The organism is Cupriavidus mimosae (genome assembly GCF_023952485.1).
In the GTDB taxonomy this organism is placed as follows: Bacteria; Pseudomonadota; Gammaproteobacteria; order Burkholderiales; family Burkholderiaceae; genus Cupriavidus; species Cupriavidus taiwanensis_C.
Genome location: NZ_JALHRY010000003.1, coordinates 209,297 through 227,190, shown reverse-complemented (window position 1 = coordinate 227,190; position 17,894 = coordinate 209,297). Strand labels below are relative to the sequence as shown.

Annotated in this window: 20 protein-coding genes and 1 tRNA gene; 9 read left to right on the top strand and 12 right to left on the bottom strand. The window is 65.3% G+C overall.

The features are described 5' to 3' along the window. Positions 1-113: 113 nt before the first annotated feature. The 6 genes from MKD50_RS07420 to MKD50_RS07395 form a co-directional block, all read right to left on the bottom strand. Positions 114-1,505 carry a replicative DNA helicase gene (locus MKD50_RS07420; protein WP_018007703.1) on the bottom strand — a complete coding sequence of 464 codons (1,392 nt, stop codon included), beginning with the start codon at positions 1,503-1,505 and terminating at the stop codon, positions 114-116. Between the two features lie 164 nt (positions 1,506-1,669). Continuing rightward, complete coding sequence (gene rplI / locus MKD50_RS07415; protein ID WP_240072256.1) at positions 1,670-2,122, bottom strand: 50S ribosomal protein L9; 453 nt, start codon at positions 2,120-2,122, stop codon at positions 1,670-1,672. A gap of 31 nt (positions 2,123-2,153) precedes the next feature. Beyond that, entirely contained in the window at positions 2,154-2,432 is a 279-nt protein-coding gene (rpsR, locus tag MKD50_RS07410; protein ID WP_006163606.1) for a 30S ribosomal protein S18, read from the bottom strand. A 3-nt stretch (positions 2,433-2,435) separates the two neighbouring features. Beyond that, positions 2,436-2,735, bottom strand: a complete 300-nt coding sequence (gene priB / locus MKD50_RS07405; protein ID WP_012353082.1) for a primosomal replication protein N — start codon at positions 2,733-2,735, stop codon at positions 2,436-2,438. Positions 2,736-2,824: 89 nt separating this feature from the next. Beyond that, positions 2,825-3,199: a 30S ribosomal protein S6 gene (gene rpsF, locus MKD50_RS07400; protein WP_010809513.1), complete on the bottom strand. Its 375-nt coding sequence runs from the start codon at positions 3,197-3,199 to the stop codon at positions 2,825-2,827. A gap of 119 nt (positions 3,200-3,318) precedes the next feature. After that, positions 3,319-4,311: an asparaginase gene (locus tag MKD50_RS07395; RefSeq protein WP_252666752.1), complete on the bottom strand. Its 993-nt coding sequence runs from the start codon at positions 4,309-4,311 to the stop codon at positions 3,319-3,321. Here MKD50_RS07395 and MKD50_RS07390 point away from each other — a divergent pair. The 3 genes from MKD50_RS07390 (at position 4,310) to MKD50_RS07380 (ending at position 5,505) form a co-directional block, all read left to right on the top strand. After that, on the top strand, positions 4,310-4,579 hold the full coding sequence (locus MKD50_RS07390) for a hypothetical protein (RefSeq protein ID WP_252666751.1): 270 nt from the start codon (positions 4,310-4,312) through the stop codon (positions 4,577-4,579). The genes MKD50_RS07395 and MKD50_RS07390 overlap by 2 nt on opposite strands. Next, a complete protein-coding gene (lexA, locus tag MKD50_RS07385) occupies positions 4,567-5,220 on the top strand; it encodes a transcriptional repressor LexA (RefSeq protein ID WP_115703541.1) in 654 nt (217 codons plus the stop codon). The genes MKD50_RS07390 and lexA overlap by 13 nt, the downstream gene beginning before the upstream one ends. 114 nt (positions 5,221-5,334) lie before the next feature. Beyond that, positions 5,335-5,505, top strand: a complete 171-nt coding sequence (locus MKD50_RS07380) for a hypothetical protein (RefSeq protein WP_012353085.1) — start codon at positions 5,335-5,337, stop codon at positions 5,503-5,505. 45 nt (positions 5,506-5,550) lie between these two features. Here MKD50_RS07380 and MKD50_RS07375 read toward each other — a convergent pair whose 3' ends face one another. Continuing rightward, entirely contained in the window at positions 5,551-5,895 is a 345-nt protein-coding gene (locus tag MKD50_RS07375) for a hypothetical protein (protein WP_231942128.1), read from the bottom strand. Between the two features lie 650 nt (positions 5,896-6,545). Between MKD50_RS07375 and dusA the strand changes: the two genes are divergently transcribed. Next, positions 6,546-7,559: a tRNA dihydrouridine(20/20a) synthase DusA gene (dusA, locus tag MKD50_RS07370; RefSeq protein ID WP_252666750.1), complete on the top strand. Its 1,014-nt coding sequence runs from the start codon at positions 6,546-6,548 to the stop codon at positions 7,557-7,559. A gap of 479 nt (positions 7,560-8,038) precedes the next feature. On the opposite strand, the gene MKD50_RS07365 is transcribed toward dusA, so the two are convergent. Beyond that, positions 8,039-8,194 carry a hypothetical protein gene (locus tag MKD50_RS07365; protein WP_252666749.1) on the bottom strand — a complete coding sequence of 52 codons (156 nt, stop codon included), beginning with the start codon at positions 8,192-8,194 and terminating at the stop codon, positions 8,039-8,041. 357 nt (positions 8,195-8,551) lie between these two features. Here MKD50_RS07365 and MKD50_RS07360 point away from each other — a divergent pair, with 357 nt between their 5' ends. Then, the gene (locus MKD50_RS07360) at positions 8,552-8,830 is read left to right on the top strand and encodes a hypothetical protein (RefSeq protein WP_252666748.1); all 279 of its coding nucleotides are present in this window, start codon (positions 8,552-8,554) and stop codon (positions 8,828-8,830) included. A 102-nt stretch (positions 8,831-8,932) separates the two neighbouring features. Continuing rightward, positions 8,933-9,008: transfer RNA gene (locus MKD50_RS07355), tRNA-His, on the top strand. 80 nt (positions 9,009-9,088) lie between these two features. Here the strand turns inward: MKD50_RS07355 and MKD50_RS07350 are convergent. The 3 genes from MKD50_RS07350 to MKD50_RS07340 all read right to left on the bottom strand — a co-directional run bounded on the left by MKD50_RS07350 (position 9,089) and on the right by MKD50_RS07340 (position 12,551). Then, complete coding sequence (locus MKD50_RS07350; RefSeq protein ID WP_252666747.1) at positions 9,089-9,649, bottom strand: NADPH-dependent FMN reductase; 561 nt, start codon at positions 9,647-9,649, stop codon at positions 9,089-9,091. Between the two features lie 127 nt (positions 9,650-9,776). Continuing rightward, positions 9,777-10,865 carry an enoyl-CoA hydratase/isomerase family protein gene (locus MKD50_RS07345; RefSeq protein ID WP_252666746.1) on the bottom strand — a complete coding sequence of 363 codons (1,089 nt, stop codon included), beginning with the start codon at positions 10,863-10,865 and terminating at the stop codon, positions 9,777-9,779. A 105-nt stretch (positions 10,866-10,970) separates the two neighbouring features. Further along, the gene (locus MKD50_RS07340; protein ID WP_252666745.1) at positions 10,971-12,551 is read right to left on the bottom strand and encodes a methyl-accepting chemotaxis protein; all 1,581 of its coding nucleotides are present in this window, start codon (positions 12,549-12,551) and stop codon (positions 10,971-10,973) included. Positions 12,552-12,793: 242 nt separating this feature from the next. Here MKD50_RS07340 and MKD50_RS07335 point away from each other — a divergent pair, with 242 nt between their 5' ends. Next, on the top strand, positions 12,794-13,657 hold the full coding sequence (locus tag MKD50_RS07335; RefSeq protein ID WP_240074647.1) for a sterol desaturase family protein: 864 nt from the start codon (positions 12,794-12,796) through the stop codon (positions 13,655-13,657). A 53-nt stretch (positions 13,658-13,710) separates the two neighbouring features. Here the strand turns inward: MKD50_RS07335 and typA are convergent, their stop codons facing one another. Beyond that, positions 13,711-15,531 carry a translational GTPase TypA gene (typA, locus tag MKD50_RS07330; protein WP_115703553.1) on the bottom strand — a complete coding sequence of 607 codons (1,821 nt, stop codon included), beginning with the start codon at positions 15,529-15,531 and terminating at the stop codon, positions 13,711-13,713. Between the two features lie 213 nt (positions 15,532-15,744). Here typA and MKD50_RS07325 point away from each other — a divergent pair, with 213 nt between their 5' ends. Both MKD50_RS07325 and MKD50_RS07320 read left to right on the top strand, forming a co-directional pair. After that, positions 15,745-16,236 carry a MarR family winged helix-turn-helix transcriptional regulator gene (locus tag MKD50_RS07325; protein ID WP_252666744.1) on the top strand — a complete coding sequence of 164 codons (492 nt, stop codon included), beginning with the start codon at positions 15,745-15,747 and terminating at the stop codon, positions 16,234-16,236. 88 nt (positions 16,237-16,324) lie between these two features. Next, complete coding sequence (locus tag MKD50_RS07320) at positions 16,325-17,869, top strand: efflux transporter outer membrane subunit (protein WP_252666743.1); 1,545 nt, start codon at positions 16,325-16,327, stop codon at positions 17,867-17,869. Positions 17,870-17,894: the final 25 nt, after the last annotated feature.

The following is a 17,894-nucleotide window of genomic DNA, read 5'->3' as shown; positions in this document are numbered from 1 at the left end:
GATGGCGGCTGTCATCAAAGCGCAATATTTTACAGGGTTAGCGGGACATTGCCCGCGTATTTGGCACAAACGAGACGGGCAGGCACGGCAAATGGCCGACCCGCTTGACTTCGTCAGGTGTCGTTGTCGAAGAAGGCCGGGCCGCCGCTGAAGTTGTCGAACTTCGTGAACTGGCCCAGGAAGGTCAGGCGCACGGTGCCGATCGGGCCGTTACGCTGCTTGCCGATGATGATTTCGGCGGTGCCCTTGTCCTGCGAGTCGGCGTTATAGACTTCGTCGCGGTAGATGAACAGGATCACGTCGGCATCCTGTTCGATAGCGCCCGATTCGCGCAGGTCGGACATCACCGGGCGCTTGTTGGGACGCTGTTCCAGGCTTCGGTTCAGCTGCGACAGCGCGATCACCGGGCAATTCAGCTCCTTCGCCAGGCCCTTCAGGGAACGCGAGATTTCTGAAATCTCCGTGGCGCGGTTCTCGCCGCCGCCGGAGCCCGACATCAGCTGCAGGTAGTCGATGATGATCAGGCCCAGCTGCCCGCACTGGCGCGCCAGGCGCCGCGAACGCGCGCGCAGTTCCATCGGGTTCAGCGCCGGCGTTTCGTCGATAAACAGCTGGGTGTCGTTCATGCGCTGGATCGCGTGCGTCAGCCGCGGCCAGTCCTCGTCGAGCAGGCGCCCGGTGCGCAGCCGGTGCTGGTCGAGGCGGCCGACCGAGCCGAGCATACGCATGGCCAGCTGCGTGCCCGCCATTTCCATCGAGAACACCGCCACCGGCAGGCCCTGCTCCACCGCCACGTGCTCGCCGATGTTCAGCGAGAACGCAGTCTTGCCCATCGACGGGCGGCCAGCAACGATGATCAGGTCGCCCGGCTGCATGCCGCTGGTCATCTTGTCCAGGTCGATGAAGCCGGTCGGCACGCCGGTGACGTCGGTGGTCGAATCGCGGTGATACAGCTCGTCGATGCGCTCCACCACCTGGGTCAGCAGCGGCTGGATTTCCTGGAAGCCCTTCTGCCCGCGCGAGCCCTCTTCGGCAATCGCAAAGACCTTGGATTCGGCCTCGTCGAGCAGCTCGCGCACCTCGCGCCCCTTGGGCGCGAATGCGGCCGAGGCAATATCGTCGGCCACCGTCACCAGCTTGCGCAGCACCGAGCGCTCGCGCACGATTTCCGCGTAGCGGCGGATATTGGCCGCGCTGGGGGTATTCTGCGCCAGCGAATTCAGGTACGCCAGCCCGCCCACCTCTTCGGCCTTGCCGGCCACCTGCAGCATCTCGTAGACCGTGATCACGTCGGCGGGCTTGGTGGCCGAGATCAACCGGGCGATGCTCTGGAAGATCATCCGGTGGTCGAACCGGTAGAAGTCCGCCTCGGAAAGGAAGTCTGCGATGCGGTCCCAGGCGGCATTGTCCAGCAGCAGGCCACCGAGCACCGATTGCTCGGCTTCGATGGAGTGCGGCGGGACCTTGAGGTTATCGAGTTGGGGGTCGGCGACGGGCGCGTTCATGGGGAGGGATTATAACGGCGAGCGGACACACTTCGCCGTACATTTGGCGACGGCGCCGTCCAAGGCAGGCGGGAAACAAAAAAGGCAGGAGCCGGGGCTCCTGCCTTTTTTGCAATGCTTGCGGGCTTAGGCCGGCGCGGTGCGCCGGTCGAGGCGGCGCGTCCTTAGACGCTCTCGCCCACCACCGACACGGTCACGTCGACCACGACGTCCGTGTGCAGCGCAACGCTGACCGGGTGGTCGCCAACCGTCTTCAGCGGACCGTTCGGCAGGCGAACCTGCGACTTTTCCAGCTTGTAGCCTTGGCCGGCCAGGGCTTCAGCGATGTCGGCGTTGGTCACCGAACCGAACAGGCGGCCGTCCACACCCGACTTCTGGGTGATCTGGACGTTCAGGCCGTTCAGCTTCTCGCCTTCGGCTTGCGCGGCGGCCAGCTTCTCGGCAGCGGCCTTTTCCAGCTCGGCGCGCTTGACCTCGAATTCGGCGATCGCGCTTTGCGTGGCGCGGCGGGCCTTCTTGCCCGGGATCAGGAAGTTACGGGCGTAACCGTCCTTCACCTTGACGATGTCACCCAGGTTGCCCAGGTTGACGACTTTTTCCAGCAGAATGATTTGCATCGTGTTCTCTCCTTACGGACCTAGGGCCTGATCAGTTCTTGTGCAGGTCGGTGTACGGCATCAGCGCGAGGAAACGCGCGCGCTTGATGGCCGTATCGAGTTGACGCTGATAGTGAGCCTTGGTACCGGTCAGGCGGGCCGGCGTGATCTTGCCGTTGTCGCCGATGAAGTCCTTCAGGGTGTCCAGATCCTTGTAGTCGATCTGTTCGACGCCAGCCACGGTGAAGCGGCAGAAGCGCTTGCGCTTGAACAGCGGGTTCTGTTGCTGGAAGCGCTTCTTGTTCTTGTTGTCACGTTTGACGAATGCCATGATTCAATCCTTTTCGAATGCTTTACATCCAGTGATGTGAAAGACGAGAGCCTTGCTGTTGCGGTGCTTGCGGGCCAGGAATCCTTCGCAGTCGAGCAGCGTGCCGAGCGGTAACCGCTCCAGACGCTGGCCGACCTGGCCGATTCCCATCGCAGCGATTGCAAACTCGACCTGCCGCGGCGTCTGTGCCTCGACGGCCTCGCCGCTGTACTGCAGGATGCAGTTCACGACGGGGACCCCGGCCGGGGTATAGCGCAGGGCATCGCGTTCCGCCAGGGTGGCGGCAAGCCGAAGCTGGTTCAACGCGGGGCCTCTTGCTGGTTGCAATCGTTGCGGTTTGCGCTGATGCCCTGGCCGACGCTGTCAGCCACGGCGCGCACCGCAGTCCGCACTCAGGCGGCCTGGCCTTCGGTGGTCGTTTGCGCGGCCTTGCGGGCTTCTTCGCGCTGCACTTCCTTCATCATCGGCGAAGGTGCGGTCTCGGCCTTCTTGGTCTGCACGATCAGGTGGCGCAGGACGGCGTCGTTGAACTTGAACGCATGTTCCAGTTCCGCCAGGGTTTCCTTGCCGCATTCGATGTTCAGGCAAACGTAGTGAGCCTTGGCCAGCTTCTGGATCATGTAAGCCATCTGGCGACGGCCCCAGTCTTCCACGCGGTGAACGTTGCCGTTCTGCGAGGTCACGAGCTGCTTGTAGCGCTCGATCATGGCCGGCACTTGTTCGCTCTGGTCCGGGTGGACGATGAAGACGATTTCGTAATGACGCATTGACGCTCCTTTTGGGATTAGCCACCCGGGCGTCACGAGTCCGGTGTGGCAAGGTTGAATAGCCTTAAATTATAGCCCGCCCCGCACCAGCAACGCAAGCCGCTGATTTCACGGACAAATCAGGCACCGGCAAAGACCGCCTGCAGCCGCGCCGGGTCGCGCGCCAGCCCGGCATCCGCCGCCAGGGCCAGCATCAGCAACACGCGCGCCTTGTAGGGGTTGAGGTCAGCCGCGGACACGAACAGACCGTCGGCAGGGGTGGGTTGCGGCGGGATCGCCACATGCCCCGCACCGGTACGCGAACTGCGCACCACCGCCACCCCGGCTGCGGCGGCGTCGGCAAGGGCCTCTGCCAGCACCTCATGGATCGAACCATTGCCGGTCGCGGCGACGACCAGCCCGGCGGCGCCGGCCTGCACCAGCGCATCCACCACCGCCCTCCCCGGCTGAGCGTAGCTGGCCACGATCTCTACCACCGGCCACCCTGCCGGCATCGGGCCGATGGGGGCAGCCGCGCGGGGCGCCCGGGCAAAGCGCACGTAGTCGTCCTGCACGAACCCCAGCGGCCCGCACGGAGAGACAAAGGCATCGACCGCCGACGTATGCATCTTGGCCACGTCGCGTGCCGCGTGGATCTGCTGGTTCAGCACCACCAGCACACCCTTGCCGCGCGCATCCGGATAAGCGGCGACGCGCACCGCATCGAGCAGGTTGAGCGGCCCGTCCGCCGACAGCGACGTCGACGGACGCATCGCCGCAGTCAGCACCACGGGCACCGGGCACGATTGCGTAAGGTGCAGCGCCATCGCGGTTTCTTCCAGCGTGTCGGTGCCGTGCGTGATTACGATGCCCGCAACGTCAGGCTGCGCCGACCAGTGCTCGACCCGCGCCGCAAGTGTTTGCCACAGCGCGAAGGTCATGTCCTTGCTGTCGACCTGCGCCACCTGCTCGGCCTCGATGCGGGCCACCGACTGCAACGGCGGCACCGCAGCCAGCAATGAGGACACCGGCACGGTCGCCGCCTGGTAGCGAGCGCTGCTGGCGGCGCTGCCGGCCGCGCCAGCGATGGTACCGCCAGTGGCCAATACGACGATGCGAGGCAATTGGGTCATGGGAGCGCGCAAGGATCTTGTTCTGGACAAAGGAAAGGCGATTGTAGCGGGCGCACGCGCCCTGCCGCAGCCGCAATCAGAGGCATTGGCCGACGTCCATGCGATACGCCTCAAAATTCTGCTTGCACTGACGCCGATACTGTATAAAATCACAGCATACTGTTTAAACATACAGTGCCCGGCCCGCCGGATGCTGGATAACGAAGCAGAACTCCCGTTATCCAGCCCGGCGGCCCTGCACGGAACGGCGATCCCATGGCGACCCTGACACCCCGGCAGCAGCAGATTTTCGATCTGATCCGCAACACGATCCGCCGTACCGGCTTCCCCCCTACCCGCGCCGAAATTGCAGCGGAGTTCGGTTTCTCCTCGCCCAATGCCGCGGAAGAACACCTGCGGGCGCTGGCCCGCAAAGGCGTGATCGAACTGACGCCGGGCGCGTCGCGTGGCATCCGACTGAAGGTCTCGCGCAGCGATTCGGAATTGCCGGACCAGTTCTCGTTGCCGATGGCTGGCGTGATGCAGCTGACGCTGCCGCTGGTGGGCCGCGTCGCAGCCGGCAGCCCCATCCTGGCCGCCGAGCATATCGATCGCCAGTACCAGGTCGATGCCTCGGTCTTCGATGAGCGACCGGATTACCTGCTGCGCGTGCGCGGGCTGAGCATGCGCGACGCCGGCATCCTCGACGGCGATCTGCTCGCCGTGCGCCGCGCCAGCGAGGCCGCCAACGGCAAGATCGTGGTGGCGCGACTGGGCGACGACGTCACCGTCAAGCGCCTGCAGCGGCGCGGTGGCCATATCGAACTGATTGCCGAGAACCCGGACTTCACCAACATCATCGTCGAACCCGGTGAAGAGTTCTCGCTGGAAGGCATCGCCGTCGGGCTGATCCGCTCTTCCGGCTTCTAGCCGGGCACCATCGCAGGCACGCGCCCTGCGCGGGCCCACCCGCTTCCATTGCTTTGCAGACGCCGCCCGGCTTGCCGGGTGTTGACCCCGCTTTGCCCAAAAAGAGGTGCCACCATGCCGCAAATCCACCACGTCGCCGCCCGCCGTCCGGTCAAGCCCGTGCCGTTTCGCCAGAGCAAGGGCGTACGCGTCTACCAGGGCACGCAGCGCCGCACCATGGTCGGCAGCATGGCGGCCATTTGCCGCATGCTGGAACTTGAAACCACCGAAAAGCTGGCCGCCTGACTGATATCGGCAGACCCTTGCCGTGTCTCCGGGCCTCTGCCCCGCTCAGCTACGCGCGCAGGCCTTGGCTTCGGCCTCCAGTTCCGTCGGCGTCAGCTGGGGAAACCAGGTATCGGTCTTGCGCAATTCCAGCGCAGTGCCATCGGCCTGTGCCGTCAGAGAGATCAGGTAGGCGTATTGATATTCACCGCTTGCCGCGCTCTGGCCGATACGGATCTCGGTCTGGTTTTTCGCCGGCAACTGGACCAGCGTAGCCTCATCGCCCAGATTGTTGCGCAGGCATTTCGCGACCTCGGCCATCTTGACCGGCGTAAACAGCCGCATCGGCGGGCGAGCGCGGACATCCTTCTCCGAAGTGCCAGTGGCACACCCTGCCACCATGGTTGCCATCGCTGCGCCAATCAGTACCGTTCGAACCAACATACCGCCCCCGGGGAATGCAAAACGGCGCCCTTGAGAGGCACCGTTCTGGAGAATGCTTGGGGTGGCTGGATGGGACTCGATCCCACTACTGACCCCATTGAAATCAACGCTTTCGGCTTCGCATTGTTCCGCACTAGCGCTGAAATTTTCACAGTCTTCGTACGGGTCTTGCGGGCGCCAGGTGCGGATTTTACCCTGCGCGCGGGCCAGGCGCTATCTCGATTTTTGCGCCATTAGCCAGCAGCGGCGTTCGGCACGGCAAGGCGCTCACCGGCGCTTGCACTCGATCTTCTCTTCATTCCCCGTAGCGCTTCCAATACTCACATCGGAATGCCTTCGGCATCGACCCGCGAACATGCCGAGCTTCATATCCAGCCACTGGCGGGTGGCGTGCGCCTGCGCGCGGAGCACAGCAGTCCAGCGAATTTTGCCGGCCAGCCGCTATGGCTCCGCTTAGATCGTGGCGCAGCAGACCTCGGTGCGGTAGCCTATACTCACGTCTTCTCGCTGGCCCGCCCCCGCTTGGCCCCTGCAGGGGTGCAGTGACCTGCCCATGCCCCCGCGCCATTCTCAGGGGCCTGCTGCCGCGGCCGACCCGCACCCAATTGCCGTATCCCATGAACGTAAATCCCCGCCGCATTTCGGTTGCGCCGATGATGGACTGGACCGACCGTCATTGCCGCATGTTCCATCGCCAGCTCAGCCGCCACACCTGGCTGTATACCGAGATGGTGACCACCGGCGCGCTGCTGCATGGCGACGTGCCGCGCCACCTCGACTTCGATGCGGCCGAGCATCCGGTCGCGCTGCAGTTGGGCGGCAGCGAGCCGGCCGACCTCGCCATGGCGGCGAAGCTGGGCCAGCAGTGGGGCTATGCGGAAATCAACCTGAACTGCGGCTGCCCGTCCGAGCGCGTGCAGCGCGGCGCCTTCGGTGCCTGCCTGATGGCGGAGCCGCAACTGGTGGCGGACTGCGTGAAGGCGATGCGCGATGCGGTGGAGATTCCGGTAACCGTGAAGCATCGCATCGGCATCGACAAGATCGAGCACTACGATTTTGTTCGCGATTTTGTCGGCAAGGTGGCGCAGGCGGGTTGCAGCACGTTCATCGTACACGCGCGCAATGCGATCCTGAAGGGCCTGAGCCCGAAGGAAAACCGCGAGATTCCGCCGCTGCGATATGAGGTGGCGTACCAGCTCAAGCGCGAATTCCCGGAGCTCGAGATCCTGATCAACGGCGGCATCGTGAGCCATGACGAAATCGCCGCTCATCTGGAGCACGTCGATGGCGTCATGATCGGACGCGAGGCGTATCACCAGCCGTATATCCTCGCGGAAATGGACGCGCGCTTCTATGGCGACACCAGCGCGCCGGTGCCGTCGCGGCTCGAGGTCGAACTGGCGATGCAGCGTTATATCGGCGACTGCGTTGAGCAAGGCGGATACATGGGTGCCGTGACACGGCACATGCTCGGCCTGCATCGTGGCATCGCCGGCGGACGTGGCTGGCGCCGCGTGTTGTCAGATGCGAGGCGCATGCATGCGGCGCGCACGCGGACCGACGTGGATGCGCTGTTCGAAGAGGCGCGCACGCATTTGCGTCCGCACGCGCAAGAGCCGCTGGCCGCGTAAGCGCGCACGGCCGCGTGCCGTGCCGAGGCCGCGTTCTAACTTCGAATGGTGAAAATATGCATGGCGGCGCGCGGGTTCCGCGCGCCGCACATGAGATGCCGGATCGCCCGGAAACCGGCGTCCGGAAAGGGATTCCCCTAATTCGCTGAGGCAGGGCACTTTCTTACACTGTGCCTGCCCTCGAATACAGGGCTTTCTTCAACTGATTATTAGCCCGCTCCGGCGGGCTTTTTTTCGTTGGCGATCTCGCGCTTGCGGCATCGCTCTTCGTTTACCCGAATGGTGCATTGCCCGCACGGCAGTTACAGTGCAACGGCCTTCAGGGCATTTGAGATCGCTAAAGTTAAGAGTCCGCGCTGCGGACTCTTTTTTTGCGCGCTCAACCGGTACCACCTGGACGAACCGATTCGACCAGCCTCCCGGACAAGCGTTCCATCGCTCACGCAAAAATTGATTCCGCTGGAGGCGCGTCGCCGGGGCTAGCGCGTATGGCTGATACCGATGTCCAGCGTGCCGTAAGTCGTGATGCTCGATTCCCTGCCGTCGGCACCGCCACCCGCAGCGCATCCGCCCAGCAAGGCCGCCAGTGCCGCCACCGCAAGAATCCTCGCCGTCCATCTACACTTGTTCTGCATGGCCTGTTCCCTGCATCGATCACGTCGGTTGGGCTCGCGCGTGGCCGGGAGGTTCCATCGCAGGCATGGTGCGGCATGGAAACGTTAGGTGCGGGAAGGAAAGCGGGGAAGGAAAAAGAGGCAGGCGGCCCCTGGGGCGGGCCGCCTGACGGGAAGGTCGAGGGGGGGTCAATGTCCCTCGGAATCGAGTATCGCTTCGGGCACGTGCCGCATGAACCCTGCAGAGGTAGGGGCTGTCCGCAGCATATTTGCCTGGCGGGCGTGGTCGGAAGTCATCCAGCACCCGTGATACGATTTCCGCACGCTCCTCAGGCGAGATCGGCACCGTATGCGGGCCGTGCCTGCAGGGGAGACAGCATGGACGAAGACAACGTGGAAAAGGAAGCGCCGTTCGGCGTGGTCTATGAAGACTTCAGGGTGATCTGGGTGGCCGAGCAACTCCAGGATGGCAAATGGACCGCGCGCTACTGCTGGCACCCCGGCACCTCTGAAGCCGCGGGCAAGGCGTTGCAGGAAGCCGTGCTGAATGGCAAGTCGCGCCGGCTGCTGGGCCAGTTCGATACCGAAGCCGAAACCATCGCCGCGATCAAGCAGGCGGTGCTGCTCGAGGCCAAGTGGAGCCCATCCCGACCCTGACGATGTCCCTCAAATTTTTTTGTGCGGGATACTAGCCATCTCGAAAAACTGTTTGTATAATCTTGTTTTTCGTCGATCAGCGCCTCGCTGATGACCTCTACGGTGGCTGTAGCTCAGTTGGTAGAGTCCAGGATTGTGATTCCTGTCGTCGTGGGTTCGAGTCCCATCAGCCACCCCAGAATTCCCTGCAAACGGCGCCTGATTCAGGCGCCGTTTTGCTTTTCGGTCACGGCGCTCGGAAGCTGAGGCTGCACGCCCTCAGCGCGGCGCGTTCCGTTCGATCCACGCCGCAAACGTAGTCAAGAACTTGCCAAGGAAGCCCTTGGTCGATTCGTTGGCAATACCCCCCTGCTCGTCGAACAGCTTGTCGACCCCGCCGATATACGCCTCCGGCTGCTGCAGGATGGGGATATTCAGGAACACCAGCGACTGGCGCAGATGGTGGTTGGCACCGAAGCCGCCGATGGCGCCCGGCGATGCGCTGATGATGGCGCCGGGCTTGCTGTCCCAGACGCTGCTGCCATAGGGGCGCGAACCCACGTCGATGGCGTTCTTCAACGGCGCCGGCACCGAGCGGTTGTATTCCGGGGTCACGAACAGCACGGCGTCGGCGCGGCGGATGCGGTCGCGGAACGCGGTCCAGGCCTGGGTCGGCTTGTCGTCGAGGTCCTGGTTGTACAGCTCCAGGCCGCCGATCTCGACGATTTCCGGCCTGAGCTGCGCCGGCGCCAGCGCGATCAGCGCCTTGGCCAGCTTGCGGTTGTATGACTCCTTGCGCAGGCTTCCCACCAGTACAACGACATCACGAGGATCACTCATTGCGGCTCCTTTGACGGTGTGGACGGATTGGCACAGGCGGCGTCCGCGCGCGGCATCGTCGTGCGCGGGCACCAGACCCTGCCCTCACTCTACCCGAGTCGGCGCCGGCGCGTCCCGTGCAACGATGTCAGGCAGGCTTGCCCAGTGCCGCCAGCGGGTGCTCCTCCTGGCGCCATGGGCTGTCGAAGAACGACAGCGCCTTCTCGCGGCTGACTTCGTCGAGCCGCGCGTATTGCCAGCGCGGCTTGTGGTCCTTGTCCACCGCCAGCGCGCGGATGCCTTCGACGCCGTCGCCCTTGCGGAACACGTAGTACATCATGTCCAGCTCCATGCGCAGCTCGTCTTCCAGCGACATGTTGCGCGCGCGGCGGATCTGCTCCAGCGTCACGCACAGCATCAGCGGCGAACGGCTGCGCAGCATGGCGGCGGTCTGCGCGGCCCAGTCGCCGGAGGCATCGCTGACCGCGGCAAGGATGTCCAGCGCGGTGTTGCCGGCAAACAGCTGCTCGATCTGCGCCGACAGGCCGGCCAGCGTGCTTTGCGCCGGCACGCAATCAGCGCGATGCGGGGCGGTGAAGGTTTCGATATGCGCCAGCACCGCATCGCCGCTGGCGAACTGCTGCGCGCGCAGCGAATCGACCAGTTCCGCGAGGCGGTTGACGGGCAGGTAGGCATCGGCCAGGCCGGCGTACAAGGCGTCGGCGGCGTGGATCACGGCGCCGGTCAGGCCCAGGTATTCGCCGATGCGTCCCGGCGTGCGCGCCAGGAACCAGCCGCCGCCCACATCCGGGAACAGGCCGATATTGGTTTCGGGCATGGCCATCCTGGTGCGATCGGTGACCAGCCGCAGGCGCGCGCCCTGCGAGATGCCCATGCCGCCGCCCATCACAACGCCGTCCATCAGGGCGATATAGGGCTTGGCGTAACGGTGGATCAGGAAATTGAGCGCGTATTCCTCAACGAAAAACTGGTCGAGCAGCGGATCGCCCGCATGCGCGGCCTGATGGAAGTAGCGGATGTCGCCGCCGGCGCAGAACGCCTTGCCACCGGCACCGGCCACCACCACGGCAGCCACCTCGGGCGCGGCGGCCCAGTCCTGCAGCGCCTGCGTGATGGCGCGGATCATGTCGAGCGACAGCGCGTTGAGCGCCTGCGGGCGGTTCAGCGTCAGGTATCCGATGCCACCGCGGACCTCGGTCGTGACGAATTCAGTCATGTCGTACTCCTCCAATGCAACTGGCAATTTTACGCCAGTCACCTTGGCAGGCGCACGCGCGTGAGCAGCTTGCGGCGCATGCGGGCAGGCATGCGCCCCGCCCGCTCAGACCAGCCGGAACGTCGCCACCAGCGAGGTAAGCCGCTGCGCCTGCTCTTCCAGCGATGCCGCGGCGGCCGCGGCCTGCTCCACCAGCGCCGCGTTCTGCTGCGTCATGCTGTCCATCTGCGACACCGCCACGTTAACCTGCTCGATGCCGTTGGACTGCTCGTCCGAGGCCGCGCTGATATCGCCGATGATGGCGCTGACGCGCTGCACCGCATCGACGATGTCCTGCATCGCGCGCCCGGCATCATCGACGAGGCCCGAGCCTTCCCGCACATTGGCCACCGACGCACCGATCAGCGCGCGGATTTCCTTGGAAGCGCTGGCGCAGCGCTGCGCCAGGTCGCGTACGTCGCCCGCCACCACGGCAAAGCCGCGGCCATGCTCGCCGGCACGCGCGGCTTCTACCGCGGCGTTCAGCGCCAGGATGTTGGTCTGGAACGCGATCTTCTCGATCACGTCGATGATGTCGACGATCTTGCCAGAGCTGGCGTCGATCGACTGCATGGTATTGACCACGCGCAGCACCGCATCGCTGCCGCGCCCGGCCAGGGTGGCGGCATCGCTGGCGAGCGCGCGCGCCTCGCGCGCGCTGTCGGCATTCTGGCGCACGGTGCTGGTCAGCTCCTCCATGCTGGAAGCGGTCTCCTCCAGCGACGCCGCCTGCTGCTCGGTGCGCTGCGACAGGTCGGCATTGCCGCTGGCAATCTGCTTGCTGGCCGCGGCGATCGAGTCGGCACCGCCGCGCACATCACCCACCATCGTCACCAGGCTGGCCTGCATCCGCCCCAGCATGCCGAGCATGCGCGCGGTCTCGCTGCGCGCCGCTTCGTCGGCCAGCGCTGCGCCGGCCCGCACTTCGCCACCGGAAGCGGCAACGCTCAGGTCGCCACCGGCAATCTTTTCGAAGCGCGCAATCGCCGTATCCAGCGGCTGCACGATCGAACGGCGCAGGCGCCATGCCACCACGGTGCTGAACACCAGTCCCGCTGCCAGCACGCACACGGACAGCATGAACAGGTTGCGGTAGCGCTGCTGCGAGGCCTCGTAGACCTGCTTCGCGCTGGCCACCTGCAGCTTGTTCAGCTCGGTGTTGACGGCGGTGAAGGCGATATCGAGCTGCGGAATGGTTTGCAGCACCGCCTTCATCACGCCATCGCGATCGCCGGCATGCAGCGCGGCGATCATGGGCGCGACACCCTGCCTGAACAGCGCTTCGCGCTTGGCGGTAACGTCTTCGACCACCTTCGCTTCGTCGGCCGAACGCGGCAGCGCGAGATAGGCCTTCCAGGCCCGCTCCGAATCGCGCGCAAAGCCTTCCGCGGTCGCGGCGCGTGCCTTGGCGTCGGCCGGATCGGCGGCAAAGGTGGCCTGGTCCAGCAGCACGCGCACCAGCAACTGGTTCGAACGCGCCTCGGCCAGATGGACCGCGGCCGACAGCTGCTGCTCGTAGATCTGGTGCGTGGCCTCGTTGCTGCGCGACATGCCAAGCCAGCCGACGGCACCGACAATCAGCAACAACAAATTAGTAACGATAGTGAGAAACCACAATCTGGCGCCGATGGTCGTGTTCCTGAACATGGATGAGGCTCCGGGAGGAATGAGGAAACTGAATGAAGGCGGCGCGCCGCGCCGCTGCCCTGTCCAACTACGGCGCCGGCGCCGCATCCTTTACCCGTATTGATGGCCTTCACACGCGTGACAGAAATGCGTGGCAGTACATCATCGTCATCAAGTGGCGGAAGCGGCCCACCCGACACACAGCGCCACCGTTTGGAGGAAGCCCTCGTGGCAATTTCATGGCGAACAGGCACACTGCCGGGATGAACACCGCATCGCTCGATCCCGGACTCGTGCTGCTGGCCTTCGCGCCGGTCTTCGTGCTGACCATCGGCGCCGAAGCGTGGTACTGGGCGCGCCGCGACCCAGCCGTCTACAGCCTGCGCGATACGCTCTCCAACGCCGCGCTGGCGCTGATGCACCAGGCCTCGGACGCGTTCTTCCTCTGGCTGATGGTCCGCACCGTCTATACGTGGTGCTACCAGCACGGCCTGCAGGCCATGCCGCAGACGCTGTGGTCATTCGCGCTCCTGCTGTTGCTGCAGGACTTCCTCTACTACTGGTTCCATCGCGCCAGCCATCGCGTGCGCTGGCTGTGGGCCTCGCACGTAACGCATCATTCGTCGGAGGGCATGAATTTCTCGACCGCGTTCCGGCAGAGCCTGACGTATCCGCTGTCCGGCATGTGGCTGTTCTGGATCCCGCTGGCGTATATTGGCTTCCCGCCGGAGTGGGTGATCCTGGCCGTGGGCCTGAACCTGGGCTTCCAGTTCTTTGTTCACACACGGCTGGGGCAACGCTGGCCGCTGGTCGAGCGGCTGCTGAACACGCCGTCGGTCCACCGCGTGCACCACGCGAAGAACCCGCAGTACCTCGACCGCAACTATGCCGGCGTGCTGACGGTCTGGGACCGCCTGTTCGGCACCTTCGTCCCCGAGCGCGAGGCGCCGGTCTATGGCATTACGCGCCAGGTGCGCAGCCATGATCCGCTGACGCTGACCTTCCACGAATGGCGCGACATGTTTGCCGATGCATGGCGTGAGCGCGACCTGCGCTACCTGTGGAAGCCGCCGGAATGGCGCAGCCCGCGCGCCGCCGTGCCGGCGACGCTGCCGGACCCGCAATAAAAAACCGCGCCTGGCAGGCGCGGTTTTTTGTGACCAGCTTCAACGCTCAGGCGTTACGCGCCTTCGCGGGATGCACGCTTGCGTTCGTGCTCCTTCAGGTGGCGCTTGCGCAGGCGAATGCTCTTGGGCGTCAGCTCGACCAGCTCGTCGTCGGCGATGAATTCCACCGCGTATTCCAGCGACATCTGGATCGGCGGCACCAGGCGCACGGCTTCGTCGGTACCCGAGGCGCGCACGTTGGTCAGTTGCTTGCCCTTGATCGGGTTCACGACCAGGTCGTTGTCGCGGCTGTGGATGCCGATGATCATGCCTTCGTACAGCGCATCGCCCGGCTTGACGAACATGCGGCCGCGGTCCTGCAGCTTCCACAGTGCGTAGGCCACGGCGTCGCCGTCGTCCTGCGAGATCAGCACGCCGTTGTGGCGCTCGCCCAGGCCGCCTTCGCGCACCGGTGCGTAGTCGTCGAAGATATGGCTGATCAGGCCGGTGCCGCGCGTCAGCGTCAGGAACTCGCCCTGGAAGCCGATCAGGCCGCGGGCCGGGATGCGGTACTCGAGGCGGGTGCGGCCCTTGCCATCCGACGCCATGTCGAGCAGTTCGCCCTTGCGGCGGCCCAGCTCTTCCATGATGCCGCCCTGGTGGCTGTCTTCGACGTCGACGGTCAGCAACTCATACGGCTCGCACTTGACGCCGTCGATTTCCTTGAACACCACGCGCGGACGCGACACGGCCAGCTCGTAGCCCTCGCGGCGCATGTTTTCCAGCAGGATGGTCAGGTGCAGTTCGCCGCGGCCCGACACTTCGAAGATGGTGTCGTCGCCGGTATCGGCCACGCGCAGCGCCACGTTGGACTTCAGTTCGCGGTCCAGGCGCTCGCGCAGCTGGCGGCTGGTGACGAACTTGCCTTCGCGGCCGGCCAGCGGCGAGGTGTTCACGCAGAAGTTCATGGTCAGCGTCGGCTCGTCCACCTTCAGCATCGGCAGCGCGTCCTGGGCCTCGGGCGCACACACGGTGCAGCCGATGCCCAGTTCTTCGATGCCGTTGATCAGCACGATGTCGCCGGCTTCGGCTTCCTGCACGATTTCGCGCTCCAGGCCCTGGAACTTCAGCACCTGGTTGATGCGACCCTTGATCGGGTTGCCTTCCGGGCCAAACTTGACCACCACGTCCTGCAGCGGACGGGCACGGCCACGCGAGATGCGGCCCACGCCGATCTTGCCGACGTAGCTGGAGTAGTCCAGCGAGATGATCTGCAGCTGCAGCGGACCGTCGCGGTCGTCGTCACGCACCGGCACCTTGTCGAGCACGGTCTCGAACAGCGGCTTCATGTCGCCGTCGCGCACGTCTTCGGTCAGGCCGGCGTAGCCGTTCAGGCCCGAGGCGTAGATCACCGGAAAGTCGAGCTGCTCGTCGGTCGCGCCCAGCTTGTCGAACAGGTCGAAGGTCTGGTTGATGACCCAGTCCGGTCGCGCGCCCGGGCGGTCGATCTTGTTGATCACCACGATCGGCTTCAGGCCCAGCGCCAGCGCCTTGCGCGTGACGAAGCGGGTCTGCGGCATCGGGCCCTCGACCGCGTCGACCAGCAGCAGCACGCCGTCGACCATCGACAGCACGCGCTCCACTTCACCGCCGAAGTCGGCGTGGCCCGGGGTGTCGACGATATTGATATGGGTGCCGTTGTATTCGACGGCACAGTTCTTCGCGAGAATCGTGATCCCGCGTTCCTTTTCCAGGTCGTTCGAGTCCATCACCCGTTCGGCGACTTGCTGGTTGTCGCGGAAGGTGCCTGCCTGGCGCAGGAGCTGGTCGACCAGGGTGGTCTTGCCATGATCGACGTGGGCGATGATGGCGATATTTCGGATGGCGCGGGTCATTGCTGCGTCTCGCTAAGAACGGGGCCCTCGCAAGGAGGGCCGGAGAATCTGAGGTAACCCAACATTCTAGCATGTTGCGGCGCAAGAAGCGTTGACCGGAACCGCCTCTGGCATCGGGAAAATATTTGCGGATTTCGCAATGACCAATTTCCTTTCTTGCGGATCGTTAAACGTGAACATATATTTGCCTCAGCAAAGATTGCAAAGGCAAAGATGTCACGAGCACCCGCTTCCGTCCCGCCCGCCCCGCCCACCCCTCCAGCCGGCGCGTTCGATCCCGCCCAGTACCAGATGTGCGACAGCGTCGGCTACCTGATGCAGCGCGCCAAGAACATGCTGGCGCACGGCGTCGAGCAGGAGGTCAGCAGCCTGGACATCACCCACGCCCAGGCCAGCTGTCTGATGATGCTGGCCACCGGCCGCGCCTCGACCGTCACTGATCTGGGCCGCGAACTGAACACCGACATGGGCTCGGTCACGCGGCTGCTCAGCCGCATGGAAAAGCGCGGCCTGATCGAGCGCCGCCGCCGCGACGCCGACCGCCGCGTGGTCGACCTGTCGGTGACGCCGCAAGGCCAGGAACTGGTGCGGCAATTGCCGGCGATCTTCTGCAAGGTCCTGGCGCATCACTTTCGCGGTTTCTCCGAGGCCGAAATCCAGCTGCTGCGCAGCATGCTGCGGCGGGTCATCGACAACACCGGGTAGCAACGCCAGTTAGCCCGCGTCGGCCGGCCCGGCCGGACACCGTCAGCAGCCCGTAGAAAACGTATGGCTCCGGCCACGGAGCAACACCATGAAACCAGCTCTTTCCTTCCGATTTACCCAGGCTGCCAGCTCCCGCAAGCTGGCGCGCCAAGCCGGCACGCTGGCGCTAACCGCGATCGCGGCCGCGGCGCTGGCAGGCTGTGCGGCGCTTGGCAATTCACACAGCACACAGACCATGGCCGATCCGGCCGCGATGGCCACCTCGCAAACCCTGCCCGGCGAACACGGGCAATGGCCTACGCAGGACTGGGTCGCCCAGTTCAAGGATCCGCAGCTAAGCACGCTGGTCGATGAGGCGGTCAAGGACAGCCCCAGCCTGCAGGCCGCATTCGCGCGGGTGGAAGCCTCGCGCGCCATGGCCGAAGCCACCCGCAGCGCGCTCTATCCGCATGTGGAGTTCGAAGGCAGCCTGATCCGGCAGCGCTTGTCCGAAACCGACCTGTTCGAAGGCACGCCGCTGGCGGGCTCGTGGCAGAACCAGTCGCGCCTGCAGGTGGGGCTGTCCTATGACTTCGACTTCTGGGGCAAGAACCGCGACGCGCTCGAGGCCGCGCTCTCCGACGACCGCGCCGCCGAAGCCGAAAGCCAGGCCTCGCGCCTGATCCTGGCCACCTCGATCGCGCGCAACTACGCGCGCCTGGCGGCGCTCTACGCTCAGCGCGACGTAGCCGAGCGCGCCATTGCCCAGCGCCGTGACCTGACCGAGCTGTCGCGCCAGCGCCTGGCGGCCGGCCTGGACACCCAGGTGGAAACCACGCAGGCGCGCGGCACCGTGGCCGCCTCGCAGACCGACCTTCAGCGCGTGGACGAGGAAATCGCGCTGGCACGCAACCAGCTGGCGGCACTGCTGGGCAAGGGCCCGGACCGCGGCCTGCAGATCCAGCGCCCGGTGCTGCTGGCGCAGGCCACGCCGACGCTGCCCGACAACCTGACCATCGGCCTGCTGGGCCGCCGCCCGGACCTGGTCGCGGCGCGCTGGCGCGTCGAGGCCGCGTCGAAGGACATCAACGTCGCCCGGAAGGAATTCCTGCCCGACGTCAGCCTGAGCGCCTTTGCCGGCCTGGCCGCACTGGATCCTTCGAACCTGCTGATGGGCATCAGCCGCACCTTCGGCATCGGTCCGACCGTGCGCCTGCCGATCTTCGAGGGCGGCAGGCTGCGCGCCAACCTGAAGGGCAAGTACGCCGGCTACGACATCGCGGTGGCCAACTACAACCAGGCGCTGGTCGATGCCCTGCGCGAGACCGCCGACACCATGACCAGCATCCGCAGCGTCGACAAGCAGATCCAGACCCAGCGCGAAGCGCTGGACCTGGCCGAGCATGCCTACGCGCTGGCCACCATGCGCTACAAGGCCGGGCTGGGCACGCAGCTGACCGTGCTGAACGCGGAAAGCAACGTGCTGCAGCAGCGCCGCCTGGCGACTGACCTGCAGGCGCGGCGGCTGGACCTGCAGATGGGCCTGATGAAGGCGCTCGGCGGCGGCTACCAGGAGCCTGCCGAAGGCCACGAGAGCGTCGCCCACGACCAGGCGCCGCAACCGCACCACACCCAGGCGGGCGCCCGCGGCTGAGCCGCGCACCCGGTGAACGCAGACA

Bases quoted from the DNA above. Each gene is read 5' to 3' on its own strand.
- MKD50_RS07325 (WP_252666744.1), top strand. From the start codon at position 15,745: ATGTCACGAGCACCCGCTTCCGTCCCGCCCGCCCCGCCCACCCCTCCA.
- MKD50_RS07390 (WP_252666751.1), top strand. From the start codon at position 4,310: ATGGGAGCGCGCAAGGATCTTGTTCTGGACAAAGGAAAGGCGATTGTA.
- MKD50_RS07350 (WP_252666747.1), bottom strand. From the start codon at position 9,649: ATGAGTGATCCTCGTGATGTCGTTGTACTGGTGGGAAGCCTGCGCAAG.
- MKD50_RS07395 (WP_252666752.1), bottom strand. From the start codon at position 4,311: ATGACCCAATTGCCTCGCATCGTCGTATTGGCCACTGGCGGTACCATC.
- MKD50_RS07340 (WP_252666745.1), bottom strand. From the start codon at position 12,551: ATGTTCAGGAACACGACCATCGGCGCCAGATTGTGGTTTCTCACTATC.
- MKD50_RS07320 (WP_252666743.1), top strand. From the start codon at position 16,325: ATGAAACCAGCTCTTTCCTTCCGATTTACCCAGGCTGCCAGCTCCCGC.
- MKD50_RS07420 (WP_018007703.1), bottom strand. From the start codon at position 1,505: ATGAACGCGCCCGTCGCCGACCCCCAACTCGATAACCTCAAGGTCCCG.
- dusA (WP_252666750.1), top strand. From the start codon at position 6,546: ATGAACGTAAATCCCCGCCGCATTTCGGTTGCGCCGATGATGGACTGG.
- MKD50_RS07335 (WP_240074647.1), top strand. From the start codon at position 12,794: ATGAACACCGCATCGCTCGATCCCGGACTCGTGCTGCTGGCCTTCGCG.
- MKD50_RS07365 (WP_252666749.1), bottom strand. From the start codon at position 8,194: ATGCAGAACAAGTGTAGATGGACGGCGAGGATTCTTGCGGTGGCGGCA.
- rpsF (WP_010809513.1), bottom strand. From the start codon at position 3,199: ATGCGTCATTACGAAATCGTCTTCATCGTCCACCCGGACCAGAGCGAA.
- MKD50_RS07380 (WP_012353085.1), top strand. From the start codon at position 5,335: ATGCCGCAAATCCACCACGTCGCCGCCCGCCGTCCGGTCAAGCCCGTG.
- MKD50_RS07360 (WP_252666748.1), top strand. From the start codon at position 8,552: ATGGACGAAGACAACGTGGAAAAGGAAGCGCCGTTCGGCGTGGTCTAT.
- rplI (WP_240072256.1), bottom strand. From the start codon at position 2,122: ATGCAAATCATTCTGCTGGAAAAAGTCGTCAACCTGGGCAACCTGGGT.
- rpsR (WP_006163606.1), bottom strand. From the start codon at position 2,432: ATGGCATTCGTCAAACGTGACAACAAGAACAAGAAGCGCTTCCAGCAA.
- typA (WP_115703553.1), bottom strand. From the start codon at position 15,531: ATGACCCGCGCCATCCGAAATATCGCCATCATCGCCCACGTCGATCAT.
- MKD50_RS07375 (WP_231942128.1), bottom strand. From the start codon at position 5,895: ATGGCAACCATGGTGGCAGGGTGTGCCACTGGCACTTCGGAGAAGGAT.
- lexA (WP_115703541.1), top strand. From the start codon at position 4,567: ATGGCGACCCTGACACCCCGGCAGCAGCAGATTTTCGATCTGATCCGC.
- MKD50_RS07345 (WP_252666746.1), bottom strand. From the start codon at position 10,865: ATGACTGAATTCGTCACGACCGAGGTCCGCGGTGGCATCGGATACCTG.